At 64.6% G+C, this 22,363-nt stretch carries 29 protein-coding genes; 20 read left to right on the forward strand and 9 right to left on the reverse strand.

The features are described from left to right. Positions 1–121: 121 nt before the first annotated feature. Positions 122–1,918, forward strand: a complete 1,797-nt coding sequence (locus MTBLM5_RS01095; protein ID WP_173973958.1) for an adenylate/guanylate cyclase domain-containing protein — start codon at positions 122–124, stop codon at positions 1,916–1,918. 9 nt (positions 1,919–1,927) lie between these two features. Here the strand turns inward: MTBLM5_RS01095 and MTBLM5_RS01100 are convergent, their stop codons facing one another. Then, positions 1,928–2,320, reverse strand: coding sequence for a DUF1465 family protein (locus MTBLM5_RS01100; RefSeq protein ID WP_173973959.1), 393 nt, complete (start codon positions 2,318–2,320; stop codon positions 1,928–1,930). 227 nt (positions 2,321–2,547) lie between these two features. On the opposite strand from MTBLM5_RS01100, the gene MTBLM5_RS01105 reads away from it, so the two are divergent. Next, on the forward strand, positions 2,548–3,021 hold the full coding sequence (locus MTBLM5_RS01105) for an Hsp20 family protein (RefSeq protein WP_173973960.1): 474 nt from the start codon (positions 2,548–2,550) through the stop codon (positions 3,019–3,021). Between the two features lie 153 nt (positions 3,022–3,174). Then, on the forward strand, positions 3,175–3,372 hold the full coding sequence (locus MTBLM5_RS01110) for a hypothetical protein (protein WP_173973961.1): 198 nt from the start codon (positions 3,175–3,177) through the stop codon (positions 3,370–3,372). A 190-nt stretch (positions 3,373–3,562) separates the two neighbouring features. On the opposite strand, the gene MTBLM5_RS01115 is transcribed toward MTBLM5_RS01110, so the two are convergent. From MTBLM5_RS01115 to MTBLM5_RS01125, 3 genes are read right to left on the reverse strand one after another with little or no spacing between them, the layout of a single operon-like run. After that, positions 3,563–3,997, reverse strand: a complete 435-nt coding sequence (locus MTBLM5_RS01115; RefSeq protein WP_173973962.1) for a thioesterase family protein — start codon at positions 3,995–3,997, stop codon at positions 3,563–3,565. After that, complete coding sequence (locus tag MTBLM5_RS01120) at positions 3,994–4,776, reverse strand: 3-hydroxybutyrate dehydrogenase (RefSeq protein WP_173973963.1); 783 nt, start codon at positions 4,774–4,776, stop codon at positions 3,994–3,996. The genes MTBLM5_RS01115 and MTBLM5_RS01120 overlap by 4 nt, the downstream gene beginning before the upstream one ends. 18 nt (positions 4,777–4,794) lie before the next feature. Beyond that, positions 4,795–4,977 carry a DUF1192 domain-containing protein gene (locus tag MTBLM5_RS01125; protein ID WP_068499838.1) on the reverse strand — a complete coding sequence of 61 codons (183 nt, stop codon included), beginning with the start codon at positions 4,975–4,977 and terminating at the stop codon, positions 4,795–4,797. 84 nt (positions 4,978–5,061) lie between these two features. On the opposite strand from MTBLM5_RS01125, the gene MTBLM5_RS01130 reads away from it, so the two are divergent. From MTBLM5_RS01130 to MTBLM5_RS01140, 3 genes are all read left to right on the forward strand, one after another. After that, positions 5,062–6,030, forward strand: a complete 969-nt coding sequence (locus MTBLM5_RS01130; RefSeq protein ID WP_173973964.1) for an NAD(P)H-quinone oxidoreductase — start codon at positions 5,062–5,064, stop codon at positions 6,028–6,030. A gap of 89 nt (positions 6,031–6,119) precedes the next feature. Further along, positions 6,120–6,692 carry a DUF1013 domain-containing protein gene (locus MTBLM5_RS01135; protein WP_173973965.1) on the forward strand — a complete coding sequence of 191 codons (573 nt, stop codon included), beginning with the start codon at positions 6,120–6,122 and terminating at the stop codon, positions 6,690–6,692. A 139-nt stretch (positions 6,693–6,831) separates the two neighbouring features. Beyond that, a complete protein-coding gene (locus tag MTBLM5_RS01140; protein WP_173973966.1) occupies positions 6,832–7,311 on the forward strand; it encodes a glycine zipper 2TM domain-containing protein in 480 nt (159 codons plus the stop codon). A 181-nt stretch (positions 7,312–7,492) separates the two neighbouring features. On the opposite strand, the gene MTBLM5_RS01145 is transcribed toward MTBLM5_RS01140, so the two are convergent. Next, positions 7,493–8,179 (reverse strand): alpha/beta hydrolase, encoded by a 687-nt coding sequence (locus MTBLM5_RS01145; RefSeq protein WP_173973967.1) that lies wholly within the window; start codon positions 8,177–8,179, stop codon positions 7,493–7,495. A 228-nt stretch (positions 8,180–8,407) separates the two neighbouring features. Here MTBLM5_RS01145 and cysE point away from each other — a divergent pair, with 228 nt between their 5' ends. The 12 genes from cysE to mnmA all read left to right on the forward strand — a co-directional run bounded on the left by cysE (position 8,408) and on the right by mnmA (position 17,981). After that, the gene (gene cysE, locus MTBLM5_RS01150; RefSeq protein WP_173973968.1) at positions 8,408–9,175 is read left to right on the forward strand and encodes a serine O-acetyltransferase; all 768 of its coding nucleotides are present in this window, start codon (positions 8,408–8,410) and stop codon (positions 9,173–9,175) included. Between the two features lie 54 nt (positions 9,176–9,229). Continuing rightward, positions 9,230–9,694 carry an Rrf2 family transcriptional regulator gene (locus MTBLM5_RS01155; RefSeq protein WP_068499826.1) on the forward strand — a complete coding sequence of 155 codons (465 nt, stop codon included), beginning with the start codon at positions 9,230–9,232 and terminating at the stop codon, positions 9,692–9,694. An 18-nt stretch (positions 9,695–9,712) separates the two neighbouring features. Further along, on the forward strand, positions 9,713–10,837 hold the full coding sequence (locus tag MTBLM5_RS01160) for a cysteine desulfurase family protein (RefSeq protein WP_173974054.1): 1,125 nt from the start codon (positions 9,713–9,715) through the stop codon (positions 10,835–10,837). Between the two features lie 19 nt (positions 10,838–10,856). Next, positions 10,857–12,095 carry an IscS subfamily cysteine desulfurase gene (locus MTBLM5_RS01165; RefSeq protein WP_173973969.1) on the forward strand — a complete coding sequence of 413 codons (1,239 nt, stop codon included), beginning with the start codon at positions 10,857–10,859 and terminating at the stop codon, positions 12,093–12,095. A gap of 61 nt (positions 12,096–12,156) precedes the next feature. Beyond that, positions 12,157–12,570 (forward strand): Fe-S cluster assembly scaffold IscU, encoded by a 414-nt coding sequence (gene iscU / locus MTBLM5_RS01170; RefSeq protein WP_068499820.1) that lies wholly within the window; start codon positions 12,157–12,159, stop codon positions 12,568–12,570. A 23-nt stretch (positions 12,571–12,593) separates the two neighbouring features. Then, positions 12,594–12,932, forward strand: coding sequence for an iron-sulfur cluster assembly accessory protein (locus MTBLM5_RS01175; RefSeq protein WP_068499817.1), 339 nt, complete (start codon positions 12,594–12,596; stop codon positions 12,930–12,932). Beyond that, positions 12,932–13,564, forward strand: coding sequence for a Fe-S protein assembly co-chaperone HscB (gene hscB / locus MTBLM5_RS01180; RefSeq protein WP_254430850.1), 633 nt, complete (start codon positions 12,932–12,934; stop codon positions 13,562–13,564). Before MTBLM5_RS01175 ends, hscB begins: the two co-directional genes overlap by 1 nt. A 25-nt stretch (positions 13,565–13,589) precedes the next feature. Further along, the gene (gene hscA / locus MTBLM5_RS01185) at positions 13,590–15,506 is read left to right on the forward strand and encodes a Fe-S protein assembly chaperone HscA (RefSeq protein ID WP_173973971.1); all 1,917 of its coding nucleotides are present in this window, start codon (positions 13,590–13,592) and stop codon (positions 15,504–15,506) included. A gap of 24 nt (positions 15,507–15,530) precedes the next feature. Then, complete coding sequence (locus MTBLM5_RS01190; RefSeq protein ID WP_173973972.1) at positions 15,531–15,869, forward strand: ferredoxin family 2Fe-2S iron-sulfur cluster binding protein; 339 nt, start codon at positions 15,531–15,533, stop codon at positions 15,867–15,869. 94 nt (positions 15,870–15,963) lie between these two features. Beyond that, the gene (gene iscX, locus MTBLM5_RS01195; RefSeq protein WP_173973973.1) at positions 15,964–16,158 is read left to right on the forward strand and encodes a Fe-S cluster assembly protein IscX; all 195 of its coding nucleotides are present in this window, start codon (positions 15,964–15,966) and stop codon (positions 16,156–16,158) included. A 45-nt stretch (positions 16,159–16,203) separates the two neighbouring features. After that, positions 16,204–16,908, forward strand: a complete 705-nt coding sequence (locus MTBLM5_RS01200) for a DUF599 domain-containing protein (RefSeq protein WP_173973974.1) — start codon at positions 16,204–16,206, stop codon at positions 16,906–16,908. After that, positions 16,905–17,981: a tRNA 2-thiouridine(34) synthase MnmA gene (gene mnmA, locus MTBLM5_RS01205; RefSeq protein ID WP_173973975.1), complete on the forward strand. Its 1,077-nt coding sequence runs from the start codon at positions 16,905–16,907 to the stop codon at positions 17,979–17,981. The genes MTBLM5_RS01200 and mnmA overlap by 4 nt, the downstream gene beginning before the upstream one ends. Here mnmA and MTBLM5_RS01210 read toward each other — a convergent pair. Together MTBLM5_RS01210 and MTBLM5_RS01215 are read right to left on the reverse strand one after the other, a co-directional pair. Continuing rightward, positions 17,975–18,403: a DUF411 domain-containing protein gene (locus MTBLM5_RS01210; RefSeq protein ID WP_173973976.1), complete on the reverse strand. Its 429-nt coding sequence runs from the start codon at positions 18,401–18,403 to the stop codon at positions 17,975–17,977. The two genes, mnmA and MTBLM5_RS01210, sit on opposite strands and share 7 nt — an antisense overlap. 71 nt (positions 18,404–18,474) lie before the next feature. Then, a complete protein-coding gene (locus MTBLM5_RS01215) occupies positions 18,475–18,645 on the reverse strand; it encodes a hypothetical protein (RefSeq protein ID WP_173973977.1) in 171 nt (56 codons plus the stop codon). 282 nt (positions 18,646–18,927) lie between these two features. Between MTBLM5_RS01215 and MTBLM5_RS01220 the strand changes: the two genes are divergently transcribed. Then, positions 18,928–19,314, forward strand: a complete 387-nt coding sequence (locus MTBLM5_RS01220; protein WP_173973978.1) for a hypothetical protein — start codon at positions 18,928–18,930, stop codon at positions 19,312–19,314. 6 nt (positions 19,315–19,320) lie between these two features. Here the strand turns inward: MTBLM5_RS01220 and MTBLM5_RS01225 are convergent, their stop codons facing one another. Next, positions 19,321–21,024 (reverse strand): glycosyltransferase, encoded by a 1,704-nt coding sequence (locus tag MTBLM5_RS01225; protein ID WP_173973979.1) that lies wholly within the window; start codon positions 21,022–21,024, stop codon positions 19,321–19,323. A gap of 345 nt (positions 21,025–21,369) precedes the next feature. Here MTBLM5_RS01225 and MTBLM5_RS01230 point away from each other — a divergent pair, with 345 nt between their 5' ends. Further along, complete coding sequence (locus MTBLM5_RS01230) at positions 21,370–21,552, forward strand: hypothetical protein (RefSeq protein ID WP_173973980.1); 183 nt, start codon at positions 21,370–21,372, stop codon at positions 21,550–21,552. Positions 21,553–21,561: 9 nt separating this feature from the next. On the opposite strand, the gene MTBLM5_RS01235 is transcribed toward MTBLM5_RS01230, so the two are convergent. Next, on the reverse strand, positions 21,562–22,287 hold the full coding sequence (locus tag MTBLM5_RS01235; RefSeq protein WP_173973981.1) for a hypothetical protein: 726 nt from the start codon (positions 22,285–22,287) through the stop codon (positions 21,562–21,564). Positions 22,288–22,363 lie beyond the last annotated feature (76 nt).

Genomic DNA, 22,363 nt, shown 5'->3' on the forward strand with positions numbered 1-22,363 from the left:
CCAGTCTTTTGGACTGGCGGCCCTATTGCCGTTTTGGGATAGACTTATCCCGGTGAAATGGGTACAGCAACCGGGGGATTGGTTCGCTGGAGCGGATCAGAAGAGCGGGTAAGCAGACGTCATGATCATCGTCCATTACGAGGTTTACGTCCTCGAAGGCCGGGGTTGGATGCTGCACGCACGGTTCCCACGTACCGAGCGTGAAACCGCGATTGCCGAAGCCAAGGAGCTGGAGCAGGCCTTGAAAATCAAGGTCAAGGTCCTCCGCGAAACCTATTACACCGACAACAACGCCTTCGAGGAAGCCGACGTCTATGTCAGCTCGGGCGTCGGTTCGGGCAAGCCGCCGCCGGCTCCGCCCAAGCCGGCCCAGGCCCGCGCATCGTCATCCGGCGAGCGCGACCAGCCCAAATCCTCGGGCAAGGCGGCCGCCAAGCCGGCCGCCAAGGCCGCCGCCCGACCGGCGCCCGCGCCCCAGCGCAAGAAGACCGCGTCCGAGATCGAGGATGCCGCCAAGCTGCGGCAGATCCTGGTCCGCCTGATGGGCATCTGCGCCCTGTCGCTGGCGGTATCGATGCTGGCGCTGAAGGTCACGCCGGAAGCGATCGTGCTGTTGTGGAAGATGGGCTTTTCGATGTCGATCTCGGAAGCGGCCTACAACCAGCTGCTGGTCGCCGTGTTCGCCCTGACCTTCCTGATGACGGCGGTGCCCTTGGGCATGAAGTTCATGCCGCGCCGCGCCCAGGTGCCGACCTTCGGCGCGCCCAACCTGTCGTGGGGCAAACAGCGCGCGCCCCGCCGCGACAGCCAGTTGCAGAAGTCGGTGGACAAGCTGGCCGACGAGGCGGCGCGCGACCTGCCGCTGATCGCCGACAAGGACGACGACCTGCCGGCCTTCGCCGATGACGACTTCCCGCCGATCCTGCCGCCCGCCGACGAAGCCCTGCCCGAGATCATGTCGCAGCCATCGCGCGAGGCCGAATCCGGCAAACCGCAAAAAGAGGAAGTCAGCGGCCAGTCGGCCGAATCGCAGGCCGGCGCGGTGCGCCGCTATCTCGACGGCGCGATGGATTTCTGCCGCGCCAACCGCATCGAGATGGACGCCTACAACAAGTTCGCCCTGCACCTTTATCTGGCCGGCGCCATCGAATCCCTGGGTGAGTTCAGGAAGATTTCCAGCTCCGGCCGGCGGCAATTGCTGGCCCAGGCCCTGGATCGGCTGGGGACCAAGGGCGAACTGGCCGAGGGCTTCCATGACAAGCTGCCGGAATATCTGCGCGAGCCGCGCTATCTGTCGGTGGTCCAGGCCGGCCGCGACGCCATGGGCAACTTCCTGCTGGGCGACGAGGACGGCGCCCATCTGGGCCTGCGCGACGTCTTCACCAACTGGAACCGCAAGGGCGGCGAGACCAAGAAGCAGATGATGACGGTGCTGTTCACCGACATGGTGGGCTCGACCGACATGACCCAGCAGCGGGGCGACGCAGCCGCCCAGGAAATCGTGCGCCGCCACAATCTGATCGTCAGGAACGCCCTGGCCAAGTATGGCGGCAACGAGGTCAAGCATACCGGCGACGGCATCATGGCGTCGTTCTATTCCGCCGCCGGCGCGATCGACGCGGTGGTGACCATGCAGCGCCAGGTCGCCGAGCATAACCAGCGCATGCCCAGCCAGGAACTGCATCTGCGCATCGGCCTCAATGCCGGCGAGCCGATCCAGGAGGAAGACGATCTGTTCGGTTCGACCGTTCAGTTGGCGGCCCGCGTCTGCGCCGCCACCAATACCGACGAAATCCTGTGCACCGCCTCGGTGATGGATTTGTCGGGCAAGCCCAAGGCCGGCTTCCGCGCCGTCGGCGCCAAGCACATGAAGGGCTTCAAGGACGCCATCCCCCTTTACGAGATTCCCTGGAAGTAGCCGGCCTGCTCACGCCACCTGGCGCAGGCGTTCCTCGATCCGCGACACCCGGACGTAAAGCAGCAGGCTGCGCCTCAGCAGGCTTTGCAGCCCTTGCGGCAGAAGCGGTTCGTCGGCCTCGGTCAGGCAGACCGGGTCGCCGTCCAGCCAGGCGGCTCCCGCCAGCGCCTGCTCCTCGGCCACTTCGCCGCGCTGGATCGCGCGTTGCATCATCAGCCAGGCCATCACGCTGGTCAGCCGGGCGGTCACCCGCAGCGCCTCGCACGAATGGCGCAAGCCGACCACGGACTCGATGGGGGACCGGCCGACCGAAGGGCCGGCCAGGCCCAGGTAATTGCGGGCCTCGACCAGCAGGTCCAGGGTCTCGGCATAGGTCTTGCGCACGAAAGCCGGGTGTTGCATGGCCGAAATCCCGTGTGATGCCCATCTTTTCCGAGGTGGGAATGCCGGTTCCGACCGGCAAGGGGCGGGGACTTGACGGCCCAAAAATCCATCCTAAATCGATGGTGCGAGGTGGCCGGAACCGGCACTTCGCGCGGGATTGGCCGCTGTCCGGTCCCTGGGGGACGGCACGGGCGGCCAATGGCCCGCCAGCTCAATTCTGGTTGCTTCGAGAAGGAGGACTGGACATGCGTGCTTTTGATCTCTCCCCCCTGTTCCGCTCGACCATCGGCTTCGACCATCTGTCGCGGATGCTGGATGCCGCCGGCCGTCTGGACGACCAGACGCTGGCCTATCCGCCCTACAACATCGAGAAGCTGGACGACGACCATTACCGCATCACCATGGCGGTGGCCGGCTTCGCCGAAGCCGACCTGGACGTCACCGTGACCAACCATACCCTGGTGATCACCGGCAAGAGCCGCCACGAGGAAAAGCCCGCCGAATACCTGCATCGCGGCATCGCCGGACGTTCGTTCGAACGTCGCTTCGAACTGGCCGACACCATCCTGGTCGATGGTGCCGCCCTGGTGAACGGCCTGCTGCATGTCGATCTGAAGCGGGAAATCCCCGAATCGGCCAAGCCGCGCAGCATCCCCATCGAAATGAAGGAACGCCCGCGGCTGATTGAAAGCCCGCCGGCCGAAGACAAGGCGGCCTGATCGCCGTCGTACGAACGCCCGGAGCCAGCAATGGCTCCGGGCGTTTTGTTTGCGAATACAGTGAAAAAATCGATAAAATTGAAAATATTGAAATCACTCTAAAGTGGAGGCATAATGATGAATAGGGGTTAAACGTAAGACATGGTGGGTGTCATGCGGTTCGTCATTACAGAGTCTTTCGACAAGACTGAAGTGAACCATTATTTCGAGGCGGATATCCCCTGCCGGATTGGCAATCTTATCCGCGCACGTTCCGGCCGTGTCTATCGGGTCGAGGATATCGGCTGGCGACTGGACAATTTCGACCACACGCCGGACGTCCGCGTGCTGCTGAAGCGGGAAAAAGATTAGGGGGGGCGGTATCCTGGGCATGTCTTGCCGGAATGTCGTCACGGAAGAAATTGCAGACACAGATGAACACAGATGAACGCAGATGAAAGAAGATAATTTTCTTTCATCTGTGTCCCGCGAAGCGGGGTTCTGTGTTCATCTGTGTCTGAAAGTCCGCCCTTGCCGACTGAATGTCGATTGGTTCAGGGCATCACGCCAGATGCGCCTCGAAAGCGGCGCGAGGGGCTGGCGGGATGTCGGTGGGGCGCTGATCGGCGCGACCGACGAACACATGGACCCAGTGGCCTTCGGCGGCCGCCTGATCCGATCCTTCGCCGAACAGCCCGATCCCATAGGTCACCGAGGTCCGTCCCAGCTTCTCGATCCGGATGCCGGCCACCACCTTTTCCGGCCATGACAGCGGCCGGAAGAACCGGCATTTGCTTTCGGCGGCGAACGGCACCGCCGGGGCCTTGAACAGGTCCAGTTGGCACGGCCCCATCAGGAAATCGACCACGGCGATTTCGAAGAAGCGGTAATATTCGACATTGTTGACATGGCCGAACATGTCATTGTCGGCCCAGCGGGTCTGGATATCGACGAAATAGCGGAAATCGGCCTTGGTCAGGGGGGCGGGCTTGGTCATTGCGCGGTCCAGCCGCCATCCACCGCAAGCGACGTGCCGGTGATGTTCGAGGCCGCGTCCGAGCACAAGAAGACGGCGGTGTCGCCCAATTGCTCGGGCGTGGTGAAGCGCTTCGACGGCTGCTTTTCCGACAACAGGTCGCGGCCGGCATCGGCCACCGACACCCCTTGGGCGGCGGCGCGGGCGTCGATCTGCTTTTGCACCAGGGGCGTCAGCACCCAGCCGGGGCAGATGGCGTTGCAGGTGATGCCGGTCTCGGCGCATTCCAGGCCGACCACCTTGGTCATGCCGATCAGGCCGTGCTTGGCGGCGACATAGGCCGCCTTGTTGACCGAGGCCACCAGCCCATGGGCCGAGGCGACATTGATCAGCCGGCCCCAGCCGCGCGCCTTCATGCCGGGCAGGGCGGCGCGGATGGTGTGGAAGGCCGAGGACAGGTTGATGGCGATCACCGCGTCCCAGCGCTCGGGCGGGAATTCGTCGATGGGGGCGACATGCTGGATGCCGGCATTGTTGACCAGGATATCGACGCGGCCCAGCCGGGTCTCGGCATCCTTGACCAGCGCCTCGCACTGGTCGGCCTTGGCGAGGTCGGCGCCGTTATAAAGGGCGCGGACCTTGAATTCGGCTTCCAGGCCTGCGCGGATCGCCTCGATCTCGGCGGCGTCGCCGAAGCCGTTCAGCATGATGTCCGCCCCCTTGGCGGCCAGCGACCGGGCGATGCCTAAGCCGATGCCGCTGGTCGAGCCGGTGACGATGGCGGTGCGTCCCTTCAACATGGTCATTCCCCCCGTTGGTTATTTCTTGAACAGCGCCTCGGCGCCGGCACGGACATTCTTCTTGGCGGCGATGGCGGCCTGGGCGCGGGCGATCTCGGCTTCCAGTTCGGCGATGTATTCGCCCAGTTCGGCGACCCCCAAAACCTCGAGATTGGCTGGTTCCAGCCGCTTTTTCTTCTTCTCGGGTTCGTCCCAATCCATCGGAACCTCCGGCGCCACTTGCCATATTCCCGTGACCGTACCAGATTGTCGCGGCGCGAAACAGGCCCGGAAAGAGCTTCGACCATGACCCTGCCCACCACCATGACCTGCATCGAGATCAGCGAACCGGGCGCGCCCGAGGTGCTGAAGCCCGCCACCCGGCCCGTGCCGCAGCCGGGGCCGGGGCAGGTGTTGATCAAGGTGGCGGCGGCCGGCATCAACCGCCCCGACGTGCTGCAGCGCCAGGGCGCCTATCCGGCGCCGCCCGGGGCCTCGGACCTGCCGGGGCTGGAAGTGGCCGGCACCGTTGTCGGCACCGATCAGACGGTGTGCGCCCTGGTGGCCGGCGGCGGCTATGCCGAGTACGTCACCGCCGACCAGCGCCATTGCCTGCCGGTTCCGGCCGGGCTGGATCTGGTGCAGGCGGCGGCCTTGCCGGAAACCTTCTTCACCGTCTGGCACAATGTGTTCGAGCGCGGCCAGTTGAAGGCGGGCGAGAAGTTCCTGGTCCATGGCGGCACGTCGGGCATCGGCACCACCGCCATCCAGCTGGCCAAGGCCTTCGGGGCGACGGTGTTCGCCACCGCCTCGGGCGAGAAGAAGATCACCGCCTGCCGCGCGCTGGGGGCCGACCACGCCATCGACTACACCGCCACCGATTTCGCCGCCGCCATCAAGGACCTGACCGGCGGCAAGGGGGTGGACGTCATCTTGGACATGGTCGGCGGCGATTACATGGCCCGCAACATCCGCTCGCTGGCCGCCGACGGCCGGCTGGTCAACATCGCCTTCCTGAAGGGGTCGAGTGCCGAACTGAACCTGATGCCGGTGATGTTGAAGCGTCTGACCCTGACCGGCTCGACCCTTCGGCCGCAATCGGACGATGCCAAAGCCCGCATGGCGCAAGGGCTGAAGGACAAGGTGTGGCCGCTGATCGAGGCCGGTACCATCCGCCCGGTGGTGCACGCCACTTTCCCCCTGGCCCAGGCCGCCGACGCGCATCGGCTGATGGAATCCAATGCCCATATCGGCAAGATCGTGTTGACGGTTTGACCCGGGCTGACCACTCCCCTATAACAACGGCGCACATGGAATTGATTGTCGGCGCCCACCAGCACGGGCGCCCCAAGATGGAGAGATACATGGCCCTGCCGCTCATGCCCAAGGCAACTGCCGTCTGGCTGGTCGAGAACACGGCTCTGAGCTTCGAGCAGATCGCTGATTTCTGCGGCTTGCATGCCCTGGAAGTGCAGGCGATCGCCGATGGCGAAGTCGCGTCCGGCATCGTCGGATTGGATCCGGTCGCCAACGGCCAGCTGTCCAAGTCCGAGATCGAGCGCTGCGAAGCCGATCAGGACGCCCACCTGAAGCTGAACATCACCGACTATCCGCAGCCGCGCGCCAAGCCCAAGGGGGCGCGCTACACTCCGGTCTCGAAGCGTCAGGACCGCCCCGACGCCATCGCCTGGCTGCTGAAGCACCATCCGGAACTGTCGGACCCGCAGCTGTGCAAGCTGATCGGCACCACCAAGCCGACCATCCAGTCGGTGCGGGAAAAGACCCACTGGAACGCCACCAACATCAAGCCGCGCAATCCCGTCACCCTGGGCCTGTGCACCGAGGCGGAACTGGAAAAGGCCGTCGCCCTGGCCCGGCCGCGTGCCGGCACGGTGGCGCCGCAATTCCACGAGGAAGGCGAAGGCTCGGCCGAATAATCAAGGGCCACTGGCGCGAACCAACGCCCGCCGGCAACGGCGGGCGTTTTCGTTTGGGCTGCCATAATTCGGCCATCCGGGCGTATTATAGGATGTCCATGGGACCTTCCGACATGGGGTCCCGACCATGGAGGACATCATGCGCAAGATTCTGGTGGCGGCCGCGTTGACCCTGTCTCTCGCCGCCTGCGCCCAGCCGGGTGGCGACGGTTTCGGCATCAGCAAGCAGACCGGCGGCGCCGTGCTGGGTGGTGCCGGCGGCGCCCTGGCCGGCTCGCAGTTCGGCAAGGGCAAGGGGCAATTGGCCACCACGGCGCTTGGCACCTTGCTGGGGGCCTGGATGGGCTCGGAAGCCGGCGCCTCGCTCGATCGCGCCGACCGCACCTATGCCGCCCAACAGCAGCCGCGCTATTCCTATGGGCCGCAGCCCTATCAGCATTATGCCCCGGCGCCGGCCTATGGCGCCCCCCAGGGCTATGGCGCGCCCCAGGCGTGGAACTATGCGCCGCCGCCGGCTTACGGCGCTCCGCAAGGCGGCGCGTGGGGCGGCGGCTGGAACCAGCCCAGCTGGAGCCCGCCGGAACCGCGCGGCTATGCCACCGTGCCGCCGCGCTATTGATCCAAACGAAACGGGCCGTCCCTCGTGTGTGGCCTGCTCATCCCCGGAATTCGCGATGCGAATTTCGGGGGCAGGACACCAGGGACGGCCCTATTCTCTGTCCGTCACCCCCGGGCTTGACCCGGGGGTCCGCTCGGGATGGCCGGGTCAAGCCCGGCCATGACGGAACGCGGTCTTACGGTCAGGGCAGGGCGGCGGCCAGGGCCGGAGCCGGCTCGGCGCGGGTGGCGCCGTCCAGCGATTCGCCCAGATACTGGTCGACCAGCTCGTTCAAGGGGTCCATGTGCGCGCCGAAGAAATGGTTGGCCCCCTCGACGGTGCGATAGCGGACCTTGATGTTCTTCTGGGTGCCCAGCTTGGCCGCCAGCTTGGCGACGCTGGGCTCGGGCACCAGCTCGTCCGAGCTGCCATGGACGATCAGACCCGAGGACGGGCAGGGCGCCAGGAAGGTGAAGTCGTAGATGTTGGCCGGCGGCGCCACCGAGATGAAGCCGTCGATTTCCGGCCGGCGCATCAGCAATTGCATGCCGATCCAGGCCCCGAACGAGAAACCGCCGACCCAGCAGGCGCCGGCATTGGGATTGTAGCTTTGCATCCAGTCCAACGCCGAGGCGGCATCGGACAATTCGCCCTGTCCGTTGTCGAACTTGCCCTGGCTGCGCCCGACGCCGCGGAAATTGAAGCGAAGCGTCGAGAAACCACGCCGAACGAAGGTGTGGTACATCCCATAGACGACTTTGTTGTTCATGGTGCCGCCATGCTGCGGATGCGGGTGCAGCAACAAGGCGATCGGAGCGTTGGGAACCTTGGAATGGTGATAGCGGCCTTCAAGGCGGCCGTCTGGTCCGTTGAAAATAACCTCGGGCATCGTATCCCCTGACTTCAGCTTCGTTGCATTCTCCGGCCGGGACCGGCGGGAATCTCCCACCGTCGATGTCGGAGACTTATCGAGGCCTTCATGGATTGGGGTCGGTCATGGTTGACCGGCCTGGTCGGACATCCTATATTCACTTTCGTTCGCTGCAGAACCTTGGCCGGTATCCCCCCAAGCCGTGGTCTGCCGCGACCGAGCCGGAAGATTAGCATATTGCCCGCCATGGATTTCAAGTCTTTTCAAGAAGATATCGCGTCGATCCGCAGCCGTGACCCGGCGGCGCATTCGTGGCTGGAAGTCATCTTGTGCTATCCGGGCCTGCATGCGCTGCTGATTTATCGCCTGGCGCATTGGTGCTGGGGCAAGGGCTTGCGTCTGCTGGGCCGCGTGTTGTCGCACATCGGCAAGGTGTTCACCGGCATCGAAATCCATCCCGGCGCCACCGTCGGGCGCAGGCTGTTCATCGATCACGGCACCGGCGTCGTGATCGGCGAGACGGCGATCATCGGCGACGACGTCACCCTTTATCACGGCGTCACCCTGGGCGGCACCTCGCTGCACAAGGGCAAGCGCCATCCGACCCTGGAAGACGGGGTGATCGTCGGCTCGGGCGCGCAGGTGCTGGGGCCGATCACCGTCGGCAAGGGGGCGCGCATCGGCGCCAACGCCGTGGTGCTGACCGAGGTGCCTGCGGGCGCGACCATGGTCGGCATCCCGGCCCGCATGGTGCTTCGCAAGGCGAAAGAGGGCGAGCCGACCTTCTGCGCCTATGGTCTGGAAGACGAGAATTTGCCCGATCCGGTGGCGCGCGCGGTGGATTCGCTGCGCGCCCAGGTCGGCGCCCTGCTGGAACGGGTCGGCGACCTGGAAGCCGAGCTGGAAGCTACCAAATCAAAGAACGGCACCAGCCGTCGCAAGCCGCGGGTGATCGCGGCCCATCATGGCGAGGACGAGGAGGAAGGCTCCCTCTCGGCATCCTCGCAGCAGTAACGACAACGGGCGCGGGGCCCAAAGCAAGGTTCCGCCATCTCGGGAGACGAAGACGTGAAACTCAGCACCAAAGGGCGCTATGCCGTGATGGCGATGGTCGATCTGGCCAGCCATTCCCAGGGAAGTCCGGTGGCCTTGGCCGACATCGCCGAGCGCCAGGAAATCTCGCTGTCCTATCTCGAGCAGCTGTTCGGCAAGCTCAGGAAGGGCGGCCTGGTGAAAAGCGTGCGCGGTCCCGGCGGCGGCTATCTGTTGGCCCGCACCCCGGTTCAGTTGCGCATTTCCGACATCATCCTGGCGGTGGACGAGCCGATCCAGACCACCCGCTGTTCGCCCGGTTCGCCGGCCGGCTGCCACCACCACAAGGGCCGCTGCCTGACCCACGATTTGTGGGAAGAGTTGGGCAACCAGATTTACCTGTACCTGTCGTCGGTGTCGCTGTCCGACGTGTGCGAGCGCCGTATCCTCGGCAGTTCGGGCATGTTCCACGGCAATTCCGGCTCGGTGGCGGCCCAGTAGAAAGGAGCGTGATTGACCGTGACGGTTTCGGCTTACCTCGATCATAACGCCGGCTCACCGGCGCGGCCCGAGGTGGTGGCGGTCGTCGCGGACCTCTTGCGCGAGGCCGGCAATCCATCCTCGGTCCACGCCGCCGGCCGTGCCGCCCGTGCCCGGCTGGAAGCGGCGCGCATGTCGGTCGCCGCCCTGGTCGGCGGGCAGGCCGGCGGAATCGTCTTCACCTCGGGCGGCACCGAAGCCAATGCCCTGGCCCTGAAAGGGTGCGGGCTGGCCCGCATCGTCGCCTCGGCGGTCGAGCATCCGTCGGTGCTGGCCTATGCCACCGACATCATCCCCGTGGACCAGGACGGCATCGTCGATCTGGCGGCACTGGAACGCCTGCTGGCCGAATCCGACCAGCCGGCGATCGTCTCGGTGATGCTGGCCAACAACGAAACCGGGGTGATCCAGCCGGTCGCCGAGGTGGCGCGCCTGGCTCACCGCTTGGGGGCCCTGGTCCATTGCGACGCCGCCCAAGGCCCCGGCCGGCTGGCTTTGTCGATGTCGGACCTGGATGTCGACTTCCTGACATTGTCGGCTCACAAACTGGGCGCGTTGCCCGGATGCGGCGCGTTGGCGTTGAAAAACCCCGACTTTCCGATGGCACCATTTTTGCTTGGTGGAGGGCAGGAGCGACGTCGGCGCTCGGGGAGCGAGAATCTTCCCGGAATCGTCGGGTTCGGTGTCGCCGCCGATGACATCCTGCGCAAGGATACCATATTAGAGATGAGTGATTTGCGCGATCATCTGGAATCCCAAGCCCTCGCCCGGGTGCCGGCGGCCCGCGTGGTCGCGCAAGGCGTGGCCCGTCTGTGCAACACCACCTGCCTGGTGCTGCCCGGCGTGGCCGCGCAGTTGCAGGTCATGGCGCTGGATTTGGCCGGATTGATGGTCAGCGCCGGGTCGGCCTGTTCGTCGGGCAAGGTGGGCGAAAGCCATGTCTTGAAGGCGATGGGGCTGGCGCCCGAATGGGCCGGTTCGGCGATCCGGGTCAGCCTGGGGCCGGACACGACCAAGACCGAGATCGAATTGTTCCTGAACGCCTGGACCGAATTGGCGGGCCGCAAGGGACTGGACGTTAAACAGGCGGCCAAGGCCGCGTGAAGCAAAAGGGATCGAACGGATGACCAACACCACTCTTGCCCGGGCTCCTGGACAGCCGATCTATCTCGACTATCAAGCCACCACGCCGTGCGATCCGCGCGTGGTCGAGAAGATGCTGCCCTACTTCTTCGAGAAGTTCGGCAATCCCCACTCGCGCAATCACCGTTACGGCTGGGAAGCCGAGGAAGCGGTCGAGATCGGCCGCGAGCAGGTGGCCGACATCATCGGCGCCGATTCCAAGGAAATCATCTTCACCTCGGGTGCCACCGAGTCGAACAATCTGGCCATCAAGGGTGTCGCCCATTTTTACAAGGACAAGAAGGACCACATCGTCACCGTGGTCACCGAGCACAAATGCGTGCTGGACACCTGCCGCCACCTGGAACAGGAAGGTTTCCGCGTCACCTATCTGCCGGTGCAGACCAACGGCCTGATCGATCTGGCCGAACTGGAAGCGGTGGTGACCGACAAGACCGCCATCGTCTCGGTGATGGCCGTCAACAACGAGATCGGCGTGATCCAGCCGCTGGCGGCCATCGGCGCCATCTGCCGCAAGAAGGGCGCCTTCTTCCACACCGATTGCGCCCAGGCGGTGGGTAAGATTCCGCTGGACGTCAACGCCATGAACATCGACCTGATGAGCATTTCGGGTCACAAGCTGTATGGTCCCAAGGGCATCGGCGCCCTGTATGTCCGCCGTCGCCCGCGCGTGCGTCTGGTGCCGATGATCAATGGCGGCGGGCAAGAGCGCGGCATGCGCTCGGGCACGCTGGCGACGCCCTTGTGCGTCGGCCTGGGCGAGGCCTGCCGCCTGGCCAAGGCCGAGATGGGGGCCGAGGGCGAGCGCCTGCACATGCTGCGCGACCGCCTGCTGAACGGCCTGAAGGCGCGGCTGCCGGAAATCTATGTCAATGGCGACCTGGAACAGCGCATCCCCGGCAACATCAACATTTCGTTCGCCTTCGTCGAAGGCGAGGGGCTGATGATGGGGGTCAAGGATCTGGCGGTGTCGTCGGGCTCGGCCTGCACCTCGGCCTCGCTCGAGCCGTCCTATGTGCTGCGTGCCCTGGGCCTGGATGCCGAGATGGCCCATACCTCGCTGCGTTTCGGCCTGGGCCGCTTCACCACCGAGGCCGACATCGACTATGCCATCGGCCATGTCGCCGAGGCGGTCGAGCATCTGCGCGCCATGAGCCCGCTGTGGGACATGCATCTCGAAGGAGTCGATATCAAGTCGATCCAATGGGCCGAGCATTGATAAGCGCTTTCGTGCTATTCTAGAATGATTCCGGTTTAGGCCGGTCAGGTTGGAGGTTTCCATGGCTTACAGTGAAAAGGTCGTCGACCATTACGAACATCCCCGCAATGTCGGTTCGATGGACAAGGATTCCGGCGATGTCGGCACCGGTCTGGTGGGGGCGCCCGCCTGCGGCGACGTCATGAAGCTGCAGATCAAGGTCAGCCCCGAAGGCATCATCGAGGACGCCAAGTTCAAGACCTTCGGCTGCGGTTCGGCCATCGCATCCAGCTCGCTGGTGACCGAATGGGTCAAGGGCAAGACGCTGGACGAGGCGGCGGCCATCAAGAACACCGACATCGCCCACGAGCTGGCTTTGCCGCCGGTCAAGATCCATTGTTCGGTGCTGGCCGAGGATGCTATCAAGGCCGCCATCGCGGACTATCGCAAGAAGTCCGGCCAGGGCGAGGACGAGGCCGAACAGGCCGCCGGCTGACCGGAAAGAAAGGGGACCTGCGTATGGACATGAAGACGCCCATCATCCTGACCGATGCCGCCGCCGACCGCGTCAAGGCCATGCTGGCCAAGCGCGGCAAGCCGTCGGCCGGCATCCGCATCGGCGTGCGCTCGAAGGGCTGCTCGGGGATGCAGTACACCCTGGAATATGCCGACGAGAAGACTCAGTTCGACGAAGTGGTCGAACAGAAAGGCGTCACCGTGCTGATCGATCCCAAGGCGGCGATGTTCGTCTTCGGCACCGAGATGGACTGGGTGGAAGAGCAGATGAAGTCGGGCTTCGTGTTCCGCAATCCCAACGAAAAGGGTCGTTGCGGCTGCGGCGAGTCCTTCCACGTCTGATGGACATGACCGCCCAGGCGATGCCCGCACTGATGCCGTGCTGGTCCTGCAAGGGGCCGGTGGCGACACGCGCCCTGTTCTGCTCGGTCTGTGGCGCCGTCCAAGGGCCGGGGCCGGTGGATCATTTCACCCGGCTGGGCATCAAGGCCACCTTCGATATCGATCTGGACGAGCTGGAAAAGCAATATTTCGGCTTCCAGCGCCGGCTGCATCCCGACCGCTTCGCCGCCAAGACGCCGAAGGAACGGGCGCTGTCGCAATCGCAGGCCACCGCCCTGAACGAGGCCTATGAGACCTTGAAGGACCCGCTGAAGCGGGCGGCCTATCTGCTGGAGCTGATGGGCCACAAGGTCGATCTGACGGCGTGCGGCACCATCAGCGACAAAAGCCTGCTGATGGAGCAGATGGAAAAGCGCGAGGCCATCGCCGAGGCCGACAGCGTCGAGACCATCACCAAGCTGTCGGCCGCCGCCGACACCGACGTCCTGTCGTGCCAGTGCCACATCTCGGCCGCCATCAACGGCGAGAATCTGGACGAAGCGGTGCACCTGACCATCCGCCTGAAATATCTGGTCAAGCTGGCCGAAGAGGCCCGCACCAAGAAGTCCCGCCTGACCCGCCAGGCGCGCTGACCGCCAAAGAAAAAGGAAGAATCCCATGTCCGACGACGGTCTCGTCATGCTGCAATTGTGCGAGCCGGGTGAAACGCCGGCCCCGCACGAATCCGAGAAGGGCGCCGCCGTCGGCATCGACCTGGGAACCACCAATTCGGTGGTGGCGCTGTCCTTCGAGACCGAGGTCGAGGTGCTGCGCGCCGCCGACGGCAAGGCGCTGATCCCGTCGGTGGTCCATTACAAGGATGACGGCGAGGTGGTGGTCGGCCAGGCCGCGCGCGAGGCGATCCTGGAAAGCCCGGACCATGTGGTGACCTCGATCAAGCGGCTGATGGGGCGCGGCATCGAGGACGTCAAAAGCCTGGCCGGCACGCTGCCTTATACGCTGGAGCCCAATCCCGACGGCGGCATGGTGCGGTTACGCGTCGCCGGCCGGGTGCTGACCCCGGTCGAGATTTCCGCCGATATCCTGCGCGCCATCAAGGCGCGCGCCGAAGAAGCCCTGCTGGGCAAGTTCGTCAGCCGCGCGGTGATCACCGTGCCGGCCTATTTCGACGATGCGGCGCGCACCGCCACCAAGGACGCCGCCCGCCTGGCCGACATCGAGGTGCTGCGCCTGGTCAACGAGCCGACCGCCGCCGCCCTGGCCTATGGCCTGGATAATTCGGTCGAGGGTCTTTACGCCGTCTACGATCTGGGCGGCGGCACCTTCGACATTTCGATCCTGAAGATGGAAAAGGGCGTGTTCCAGGTCAAGGCCACCGGCGGCGACGCCGTGCTGGGCGGCGACGATATCGACCATTCCATCGCCGAGCATTTCCTGTCCCAGCGCAAGGTGGCGGTGGGCGATCATCCGATTTCCTCGGGCGAGGTCAAGCAGGCCCTGATGACCGCGCGCGTCGCCAAGGAATGCCTGACCAGCCGGCCCACGGGCGAATGGATGATCGAGGTGGATGGCAAGCCCAGCCTGCACACCATGACCCGCGAACAGTTGGAAAGCCTGGCCGCGCCCTTCGTCGAGCGCACCATCTCGATCTGCCGCGACGTGGTGGAAGATGCCGGCATCGATGTCGCCGACATCCAGGGCGTGGTGCTGGTGGGCGGTTCGACCCGGATGCCGCTGGTGCGCGCCCGGGTCGCCGAATTCTTCGGCCGGCCGCCTTTGTCCGACATCAACCCCGACGAGGTGGTCGCCGTCGGCGCCGCCCTGCAGGCCGAAGCCCTGACGGTGGGCTCGGATACGCTTTTGCTGGACGTCACGCCCCTGTCCTTGGGCATCGAGACCATGGGCGGCATCGTCGAGAAGGTCATTCCGCGCAACACGCCGATCCCGGTGGCGATGGCGCAGGAATTCACCACCTACCAGGACGGCCAGTCGGCCATGGCCATCCACGTGGTCCAGGGCGAGCGCGAGATGGTCGACCAGAACCGCTCGCTGGCCCGCTTCGTGCTGCGCGGCATTCCGCCGATGACGGCCGGCGCCGCGCGCATCCGCGTGCAGTTCCAGGTCGATGCCGACGGGCTTTTGACCGTGTCGGCGACCGAGATGACCACGGGGGTCGAGCAGCAGGTGGTGGTCAAGCCGTCCTATGGCCTGACCGACGACGAAATGGCCAACATGCTGCGCGATTCGCTGGTCAACGCCAAAGGCGACATGGAGCAAAGATTGCTGACCGAGACGGTGGTCGAGGCGCAAAGGTCGGTGCTGGCGGTGCAATCGGCGCTGTCGGTCGATCAAGACCTCTTGTCGGCGGACGAACGACAGGCTATCGATGCGGCCATCGAGCAGGTCAACGCCGCGTGCGCGGGGTCGGACCGCGACGCGGTGACGCAGGCGATCGACATCTTGGAGAACGCCACCAAGTCCTTCGCCGAAAAGCGCATGGACCGCGGCATCCGCAACGCCCTGGCCGGCATGTCGGTGGATCGGCTCGATGGCGCCCTGGGGGGCGGCGAATAGATCGCACTCGAAGAAGGTTTGACCATGCCCAAGATGACGTTCATTGCTCCCGACGGAAACCGCCACGAGGTCGAAGCCCCCGAGGGCCTGTCGGTGTTGGAAATCGCCCACCGCAACAAGCTGGAGCTGGAAGGCGCCTGCGAAGGCTCGCTGGCTTGCTCGACCTGCCATATCGTGGTGGCGCCGGAATGGTTCGCCAAGCTGACCGAGGCCACCGAGGACGAGGAAGACATGCTGGACCTGGCGTTCGGCCTGACCTCGACCTCGCGCCTGGGCTGCCAGGTGATCATGAGCAAGGCGCTGGACGGCCTGGTGGTCACCCTGCCGGCGGCGACCCGCAACATGATGGTCGATAAGAAGTGACGCACCGATAGGGGCGTCATGGCCGGGCTTGGACCCGGCCATCCATGGCGCCCTCTGGACCCTCGGGTCAAGCCCGAGGGTGACGGAGAAAAGAATGAAGTGGGCCGACGTCTTGGACATCGCCATCGCCCTGGAAGAGCGTCACCCGGATGCCGACAACGTGAACCTGCGGTTCACCGACCTGCATGCCTGGGTGTGCGCCCTGCCGGGCTTCGACGACGAGCCCACCAAGTCCAACGAAAAGATCCTGGAAGCCATCCAGATGGCCTGGATCGACGAACGGGATTGACGACGAAGGGGCCGCTTGCGGCCCCTTCATGATTCGGATGTCGCCATGATCCAGTCCATCCCCCTTCTCGACCTTGCCGCGCTGGGCGTGTTCCTGGCGCTGTGGGTCGGCTATACCGTGGCGGCCGATCATTACACCTCGAAGGGCCGCTCGCTGTCGGCGGTGATGGGCCGCCACCGCCTGGTGTGGATGCGATCCTTGTGCGACCGCGACAACCGCGTCGCCGACACCGCCATCATCGGCAACCTGATGCGCTCGGTGGCCTTCTTCGCCTCGGCCAGCCTGCTGGTGGTCGGCGGCCTGGCCGCGCTGATGGGCTCGGGCCGCAGGGGCTATGAAGTCACTCTCGACATCCCCTTCATGGCCGATGGCGGCCACGAGGCGTTCGAGATGAAGGTGCTGCTGCTGGCCTGCCTGTTCATCTACACCTTCTTCCAGATCACCTGGTCGCTGCGGCAGTTCAATTATTGCTGCATCCTGATGGGCTCGGCGCCGATGCCCGAGGGGGCCGACGCCGACAAGGACCGCTTCGCCTGCCATGCCGCCCGCCTGCAGGCCCTGGCCGCCAACAGCTTCAACCGCGGCCTGCGCGCCTATTACTTCGCGCTGGCCATGCTGGGCTGGTTCGTCAATTCCTGGGTGTTCATGGCCGCGGCGGCGGCGGTCACCGCCATCTTGTTCCGCCGCGAGTTCCATTCCAAAAGCATGAAGGCGCTGGCCTCGATCGTCGATGGCGGGGAACGGGCATGAAGGGGCGCATCGTCGTCGCCATGTCGGGGGGCGTCGATTCCTCGGCCACCGCAGCGCTTTTGCAGGAGGAAGGCTGGGAGGTGGTGGGCGTCACGCTGCAGCTTTACGACCACGGCCAGGCCATCTGCCGGCCCAATACCTGCTGCGCCGGCAAGGACATCCACGACGCCCGCGCCGTGGCCGATTCCCTGGGCATCCCCCATTACGTCATCGACATGGAGGCGACCTTTCGCGCCGACGTGATCGAGAGCTTCGCCGATTCCTATGTCCAGGGCCGCACCCCGATCCCCTGCATCGAGTGCAACCGCACCGTCAAGTTCCGCGACCTTCTGGGCTTTGCCCGGGATTTGGGCGCCCAGGCCCTGGCCACCGGCCATTACGTCCAGCGGGGCTGGCAAGGCGGGCGGGCGACCTTGCTGAAAGGGGCCGATCCCGCCCGCGACCAAAGCTATTTCCTGTTCGCCACCACCCAGGATCAACTGGAATTCCTGCGCTTCCCGTTGGGCGGCATGGACAGCAAGGACCAGACCCGGGCCATCGCGGCGCGCCACGCTTTGCCGGTGGCGGCCAAGCGCGACAGCCAGGATATCTGCTTCGTCCCCGACGGCGACTATGCCGGCCTGGTCGAGCGCCTACGCCCCGGCGGGTCGCGGCCCGGCGACATCGTCCATGTCGATGGCCGCGTGCTGGGCCGCCACGCGGGCATCATCCATTACACCATCGGCCAAAGACGGGGCCTGGGCCTGGGCGGCGGTGACCCGCTGTATGTGGTGGCGTTGGACGCCGCCTCGGCGCGGGTGGTGGTCGGCCCCCGTTCGGCCCTGGGCCGGCGGCGCATCCGGCTGGAGCGGGTCAACTGGCTGGGCGAGGAACCTTGCGGGCCGGTGGCGGTCGAGGTGCGGGTGCGCTCGACCCGGCCGCCGGCGCCGGCCATGGTCGAGCTGACCGAGGATGGCGGCGCATGGGTCGAGCTGGCGGCACCCGAGGAAGGGGTGGCCCCGGGCCAGGCCTGCGTGTTCTATCAAGGGGCCAGGGTGCTGGGCGGCGGCTGGATCGCAGCCGCCGATCAATAGATCCCCATCAGTTTGCTGGGGCCGCCGCCGAAGGTGACGATGGGGTTGGGTTCCTTGATTCCGCTCATGCCGGGCGAGCCCTGCGGCATGCCAGGCGCCGCGATGCCGGTGATTTTCAGCTTGGCCTGAAACAGCTTGTCGATGGCTTCGATGGGAACGTGGCCCTCGATCACATAGGCGCCGACCTTGGCGGTATGGCACGACCGCACCTGATCGGGCACGCCCATGCGGTCCTTCAGCCCGTCCAGGTCATCGACATCGTGGACCACCACCTGCCAGCCATTGTCGCGCAGGTAATCGACCCAGCCGCCGCAGCAGCCGCAACTTTGGTTCTTGTAGACCACCGCCTGGCGCGGCGCGTCAGCCGCCCAGGCGAAAAGCGAGGTCAACACCAGCCCCAAGGCCAACACGATACTTTTCATGGAACACCCGAAAATCTTGCGACGACGGGTGCACTATGTCGGTCGGCCAAGCGCGAAAACAAGCGCTTCGGTCAAGCCCTCGCCATGCGGGTCTGGATGCTGGACAGGGTCATGCGCATTTCGGGATGCTTGGGCAGCAAAGTCACCGCCAGATCGCGGGCCTGGTTGCGGTTGATGCGCTCGCCGCGCCACTCGGCTTCCAGAATGTGGGCCAGTTCGATCCATTGCTGGCGGCTTTCCATGGTCTCTCTCCCTCTTGATGTCAACCGTATGTGCGGTTGAATTGGGTGTGCGTTTCTCTGATTGGAAGCATACCCATGACCAGGCCGCAGGGATAATGAGCATCGGTGGGGGAGCAAAGTGGCGGAAGCTTAAGGAACCCGCGATAGGCCTAGTTCCGTTCTTATACTTTTTCGCCGAGCCCCCTCCGATGGGCGGGCCTGGCATTCCCCGATTTCTCTCGACTTGACCGAGGGGGGAACTGCTATCCTGAGTGTGTCCTTCATTGGTGGGAGCGTTCCGCCGTGCCGAGCGCCAAGATCATCAGCCACGAACGCTTCTTGATGTTCCGGTCGGCCGTCGAACTGCAGCGCGCCGCCGACGGGCTGCGGGCGATGACCGTGGCCTTCGACCGCTTCAATCAGGTGGTGGATTCGGCCTGCGAGATGGCGCGGGCCTCGTTGATCGAGGCGGAACAGACCCTGAGCCAAAGGTCCGGGCGCGCCGCCGAAGAGCGCAACCGCACCCTGGACATCCTGGAACAGGGCGACATCGAGGCGATGATCGCCGAACGCGACCGCCTGTTGCTGGCCCACGACCGCGATTGCCGGACCTGCCCAGACTATGCCCCGGCCCAGCCCGATGGCTGCCGCCGCTCGCTCATCGACTGCCCCAGCATCCAGCCGGGCTAAGGCCGCTCAAGCCAAAGCGTGGCTGAGGATGGCTTGCCACACCCGGTCCGGGCCGTAATGGCGTTCGGCCCAATCGTGGGCCTCGCGGGCGATCTTGGCGCGCAATTCCTCGTGACGGGACAGCACCCGCCAGCGGCGGATGATGTCGGCGGGTTCGCTCCACGGCACGAAATGGCGCCACGGCGCGAAGAATCGCGACGATCCTTCGTACAATTGTTCGAACAACAGCGATCCCGCGCCGATGGTTTCCCACACCCGCCCGGTCACCAGCGAGCCGCCGTCGCCATAGGCGTGGGCGGCGACATTGACCACCGCCCGGCTGGACGCCAGCAGGCGGGCATAGGATTCGCGGTCGGGGGCGATCTGGCGGCGGCGGCGGCCGATGACGGCCTCGAGCCCGATATCGGCGGCGGCAAGTCCGGCGACCAGATAGGAACGGTGCGGCCCCGACGTGCTGCCGACGAACAGCAATTGGTGTTCGGCCGGCGCGTCGATGGGCGCGAACGGCGCGCCCAGGGCGGGAACGGGGATGGCCAGCGACCGCGCCCCCAGATCGGTGGCGTTGCGATCGGTGAAGACATAGGCGTTGGGGTCGAACAGCAAGATCTTGTCGGCGACCCGCGCCCACGCTTCGATCAGGCCGTGGGTGGCCCGTAGCGTGTCGCGGCTGACGAACACCAGCCGGAACCCGAAGCGCTGTTTCAGATCCTTCATGTCGTCGATCGAGACGCTGCGTCCGCCCGGAAGGGCCTGAACGTCGAACAAGACGATGTCGGGGCGGGTCCGGTCCAGTTCGGCGACGAAGGCGTGGCGCCGCGCCTGGGCCAGGGCATCGCCGCAGCGCCGGCCCCAGGGCGCGGCCAGCACGCTGTCCAGCCAGACCGAGCATTGTCCCCCGGCGGCCAGGGCGGCGGCCTTGAAGTGGGCGGCCAGATCGTTCTGGGCGTCCAGGCCGGCGCCGGTTCTTTCGGACCCCACATACAGCACCGACACCCGCGCCGGGTCGTGGCCATGGTCGGGCAGGGGGTGGAGGGGAAGCTCGCTCTCGGGGGTCGCGAAGGCGTGGCTGATCGCCTCGATCACCCGGGCCTCGTCGGCGGGATTGTCGTCGGGGATGCCGGTCCATGGGCCGATATCGGCGCTGACCAGATAACGCTGCTGCCACAAATCCAGCAAGACCGGGATGGAAGCCGCCACCTGGCCGGATTCCAGCATCATCTCGCCGGCCCGCAGATAGGCCCACACATTGGCGCCCCGGTGCTGGAGCCATTGCGATACCAGTTGCACCCCCAGATCGTGGTGGTCGGCCTCGCGGCACAGGCGGATGAATTCCTCGTGCGGCTCGCCCCAGGGGGTGACGTTGATGACCAGTGCGGCAGCCCGGACCATGTCGTCGCGAGCGATGGCGCCGCTGGCCTGGTCGATCCTGAGGCGCAGCAGCGCCGCCTCGGCATCAAGGGGGGCCAACTCGGCCAGGCGTGCGCGGGCGACATCGTCAAGGCCGGCGCGGAACTCGTAAAGGGCCAGGGCCTTGATCAGGCCGCCATCGCCGGGGAGCTGGGCCAGGCCGTCTTGCAGGGCCGGGATGGCCCCGCCATCGAGCAGGCCTTGCCCGGCCAGCCCGCCGGCCAGGTTCAGCCAGGCCTGCGGCCCGCCGCCTGCCTGCTGCACGTCGTGGCGCCACCGCTTCAAGACCTCGTCATCGACCATCGCGCGTATCCCGACCTCAGCCGATGATGTGGTGGCAGATTTTGACGCGCGAGCAAACAAAAAACCCTTGTCCGGCCCTCCCGTCCCAATGGGACGCAGAGACGGACGACGGGCGGGTTGTCCTCATCCACTACAAACGCACCATCCTGACCGTCAGCTACCTGGGGCCGAATCGACGCGGGCGCGTCGAGCCTAGATTCAGAACTCAAGCGCAACACCCAGCTATGCTGGGACCGCTATGGGACGAGCTATGATCACGTCAGCCTTGACGAGAGATGCGAGATTTACCGTCTGCATGCATACGGTAAATCTCGTCGTGATGTACAGATAGCGGAAGGACGCAAGGTGGACGCTGCCCGTGAGAAAGCGGCCATCATGGAATTTATAGACGGACTGCCGGAGGATGAGCGGGAAGCCCTGGAGCAGGGCTTCCCCAAATACCTTGCCAAAACCGTCCCCGCCATTATCGCAAAACGGTTTACAGGTGGGAAAACGTGGAGTGTAGACCCGGTGATCCGGGCGAAATAGATTATTTACTTACAAATTATTGTTTAGCCACTTCTTGTCCGCAGTGCCAAACGCATCTTCAATGAAGGCATCAACCCTTCTTGGATCTGGGTTAAAAGAGCGTGCAGGTACAACATAATTCCAGCAACTTATGTCGCATGGGTATTGTGATATCACCATTCCAATCCCGAGCCTCAAGCACTCCATTTTAATTTCATCGAAGGCATCAGCATCAATTTTCTCATTCAGTGGGTCGTCGTAAAAAAACAAAATTCCGTAATTTGCCGCCCGTGTGTGCGCAAGCGCCTCATACACACATGATACGTTAAATTGCTTTGGCGCGTACTTTATTTCAAATGTTACAATTTCTACGCGCTTCGTTTTTGTGTGCTGGAAGTTGTGAACGCAAAGGCCAGAGAAATCTGGGGTACTCCACTTTCCACTCAGTTTTTTATCGTGCGTTGCCCTGAGAATGCGTCCTGTAACCCCATGAGGGCCATAAATATTTTTCACCATCCAATCTTCAGCGCATTTCCCAATGTGAGAATACGATTCCTTCTCATCAGAAATTTTGCCATAAACCTCCAATCCACCGCCTTTTCCTGATTTAATATCATATATACAGTCAGCATTGATTTCATCGATTGCAGACAAAACAACAGAATTAGATATTCCTAAGCGAGATGCAACCGTTGACGATCGGCCGCCGTTGCTGTTGATATTGGCGATGATCCTTATTTTTTCTGCGGCTTGCATGGCATACCCAATGTTTGTGAGTAAACTTCACATTAATATTACTGGGGTGGCCGGTTGTGCGCACCGGCCACCCCGC

It is taken from the genome of Magnetospirillum sp. LM-5, from assembly GCF_902729445.1.
In the GTDB taxonomy this organism is placed as follows: Bacteria; Pseudomonadota; Alphaproteobacteria; order Rhodospirillales; family Magnetospirillaceae; genus Magnetospirillum.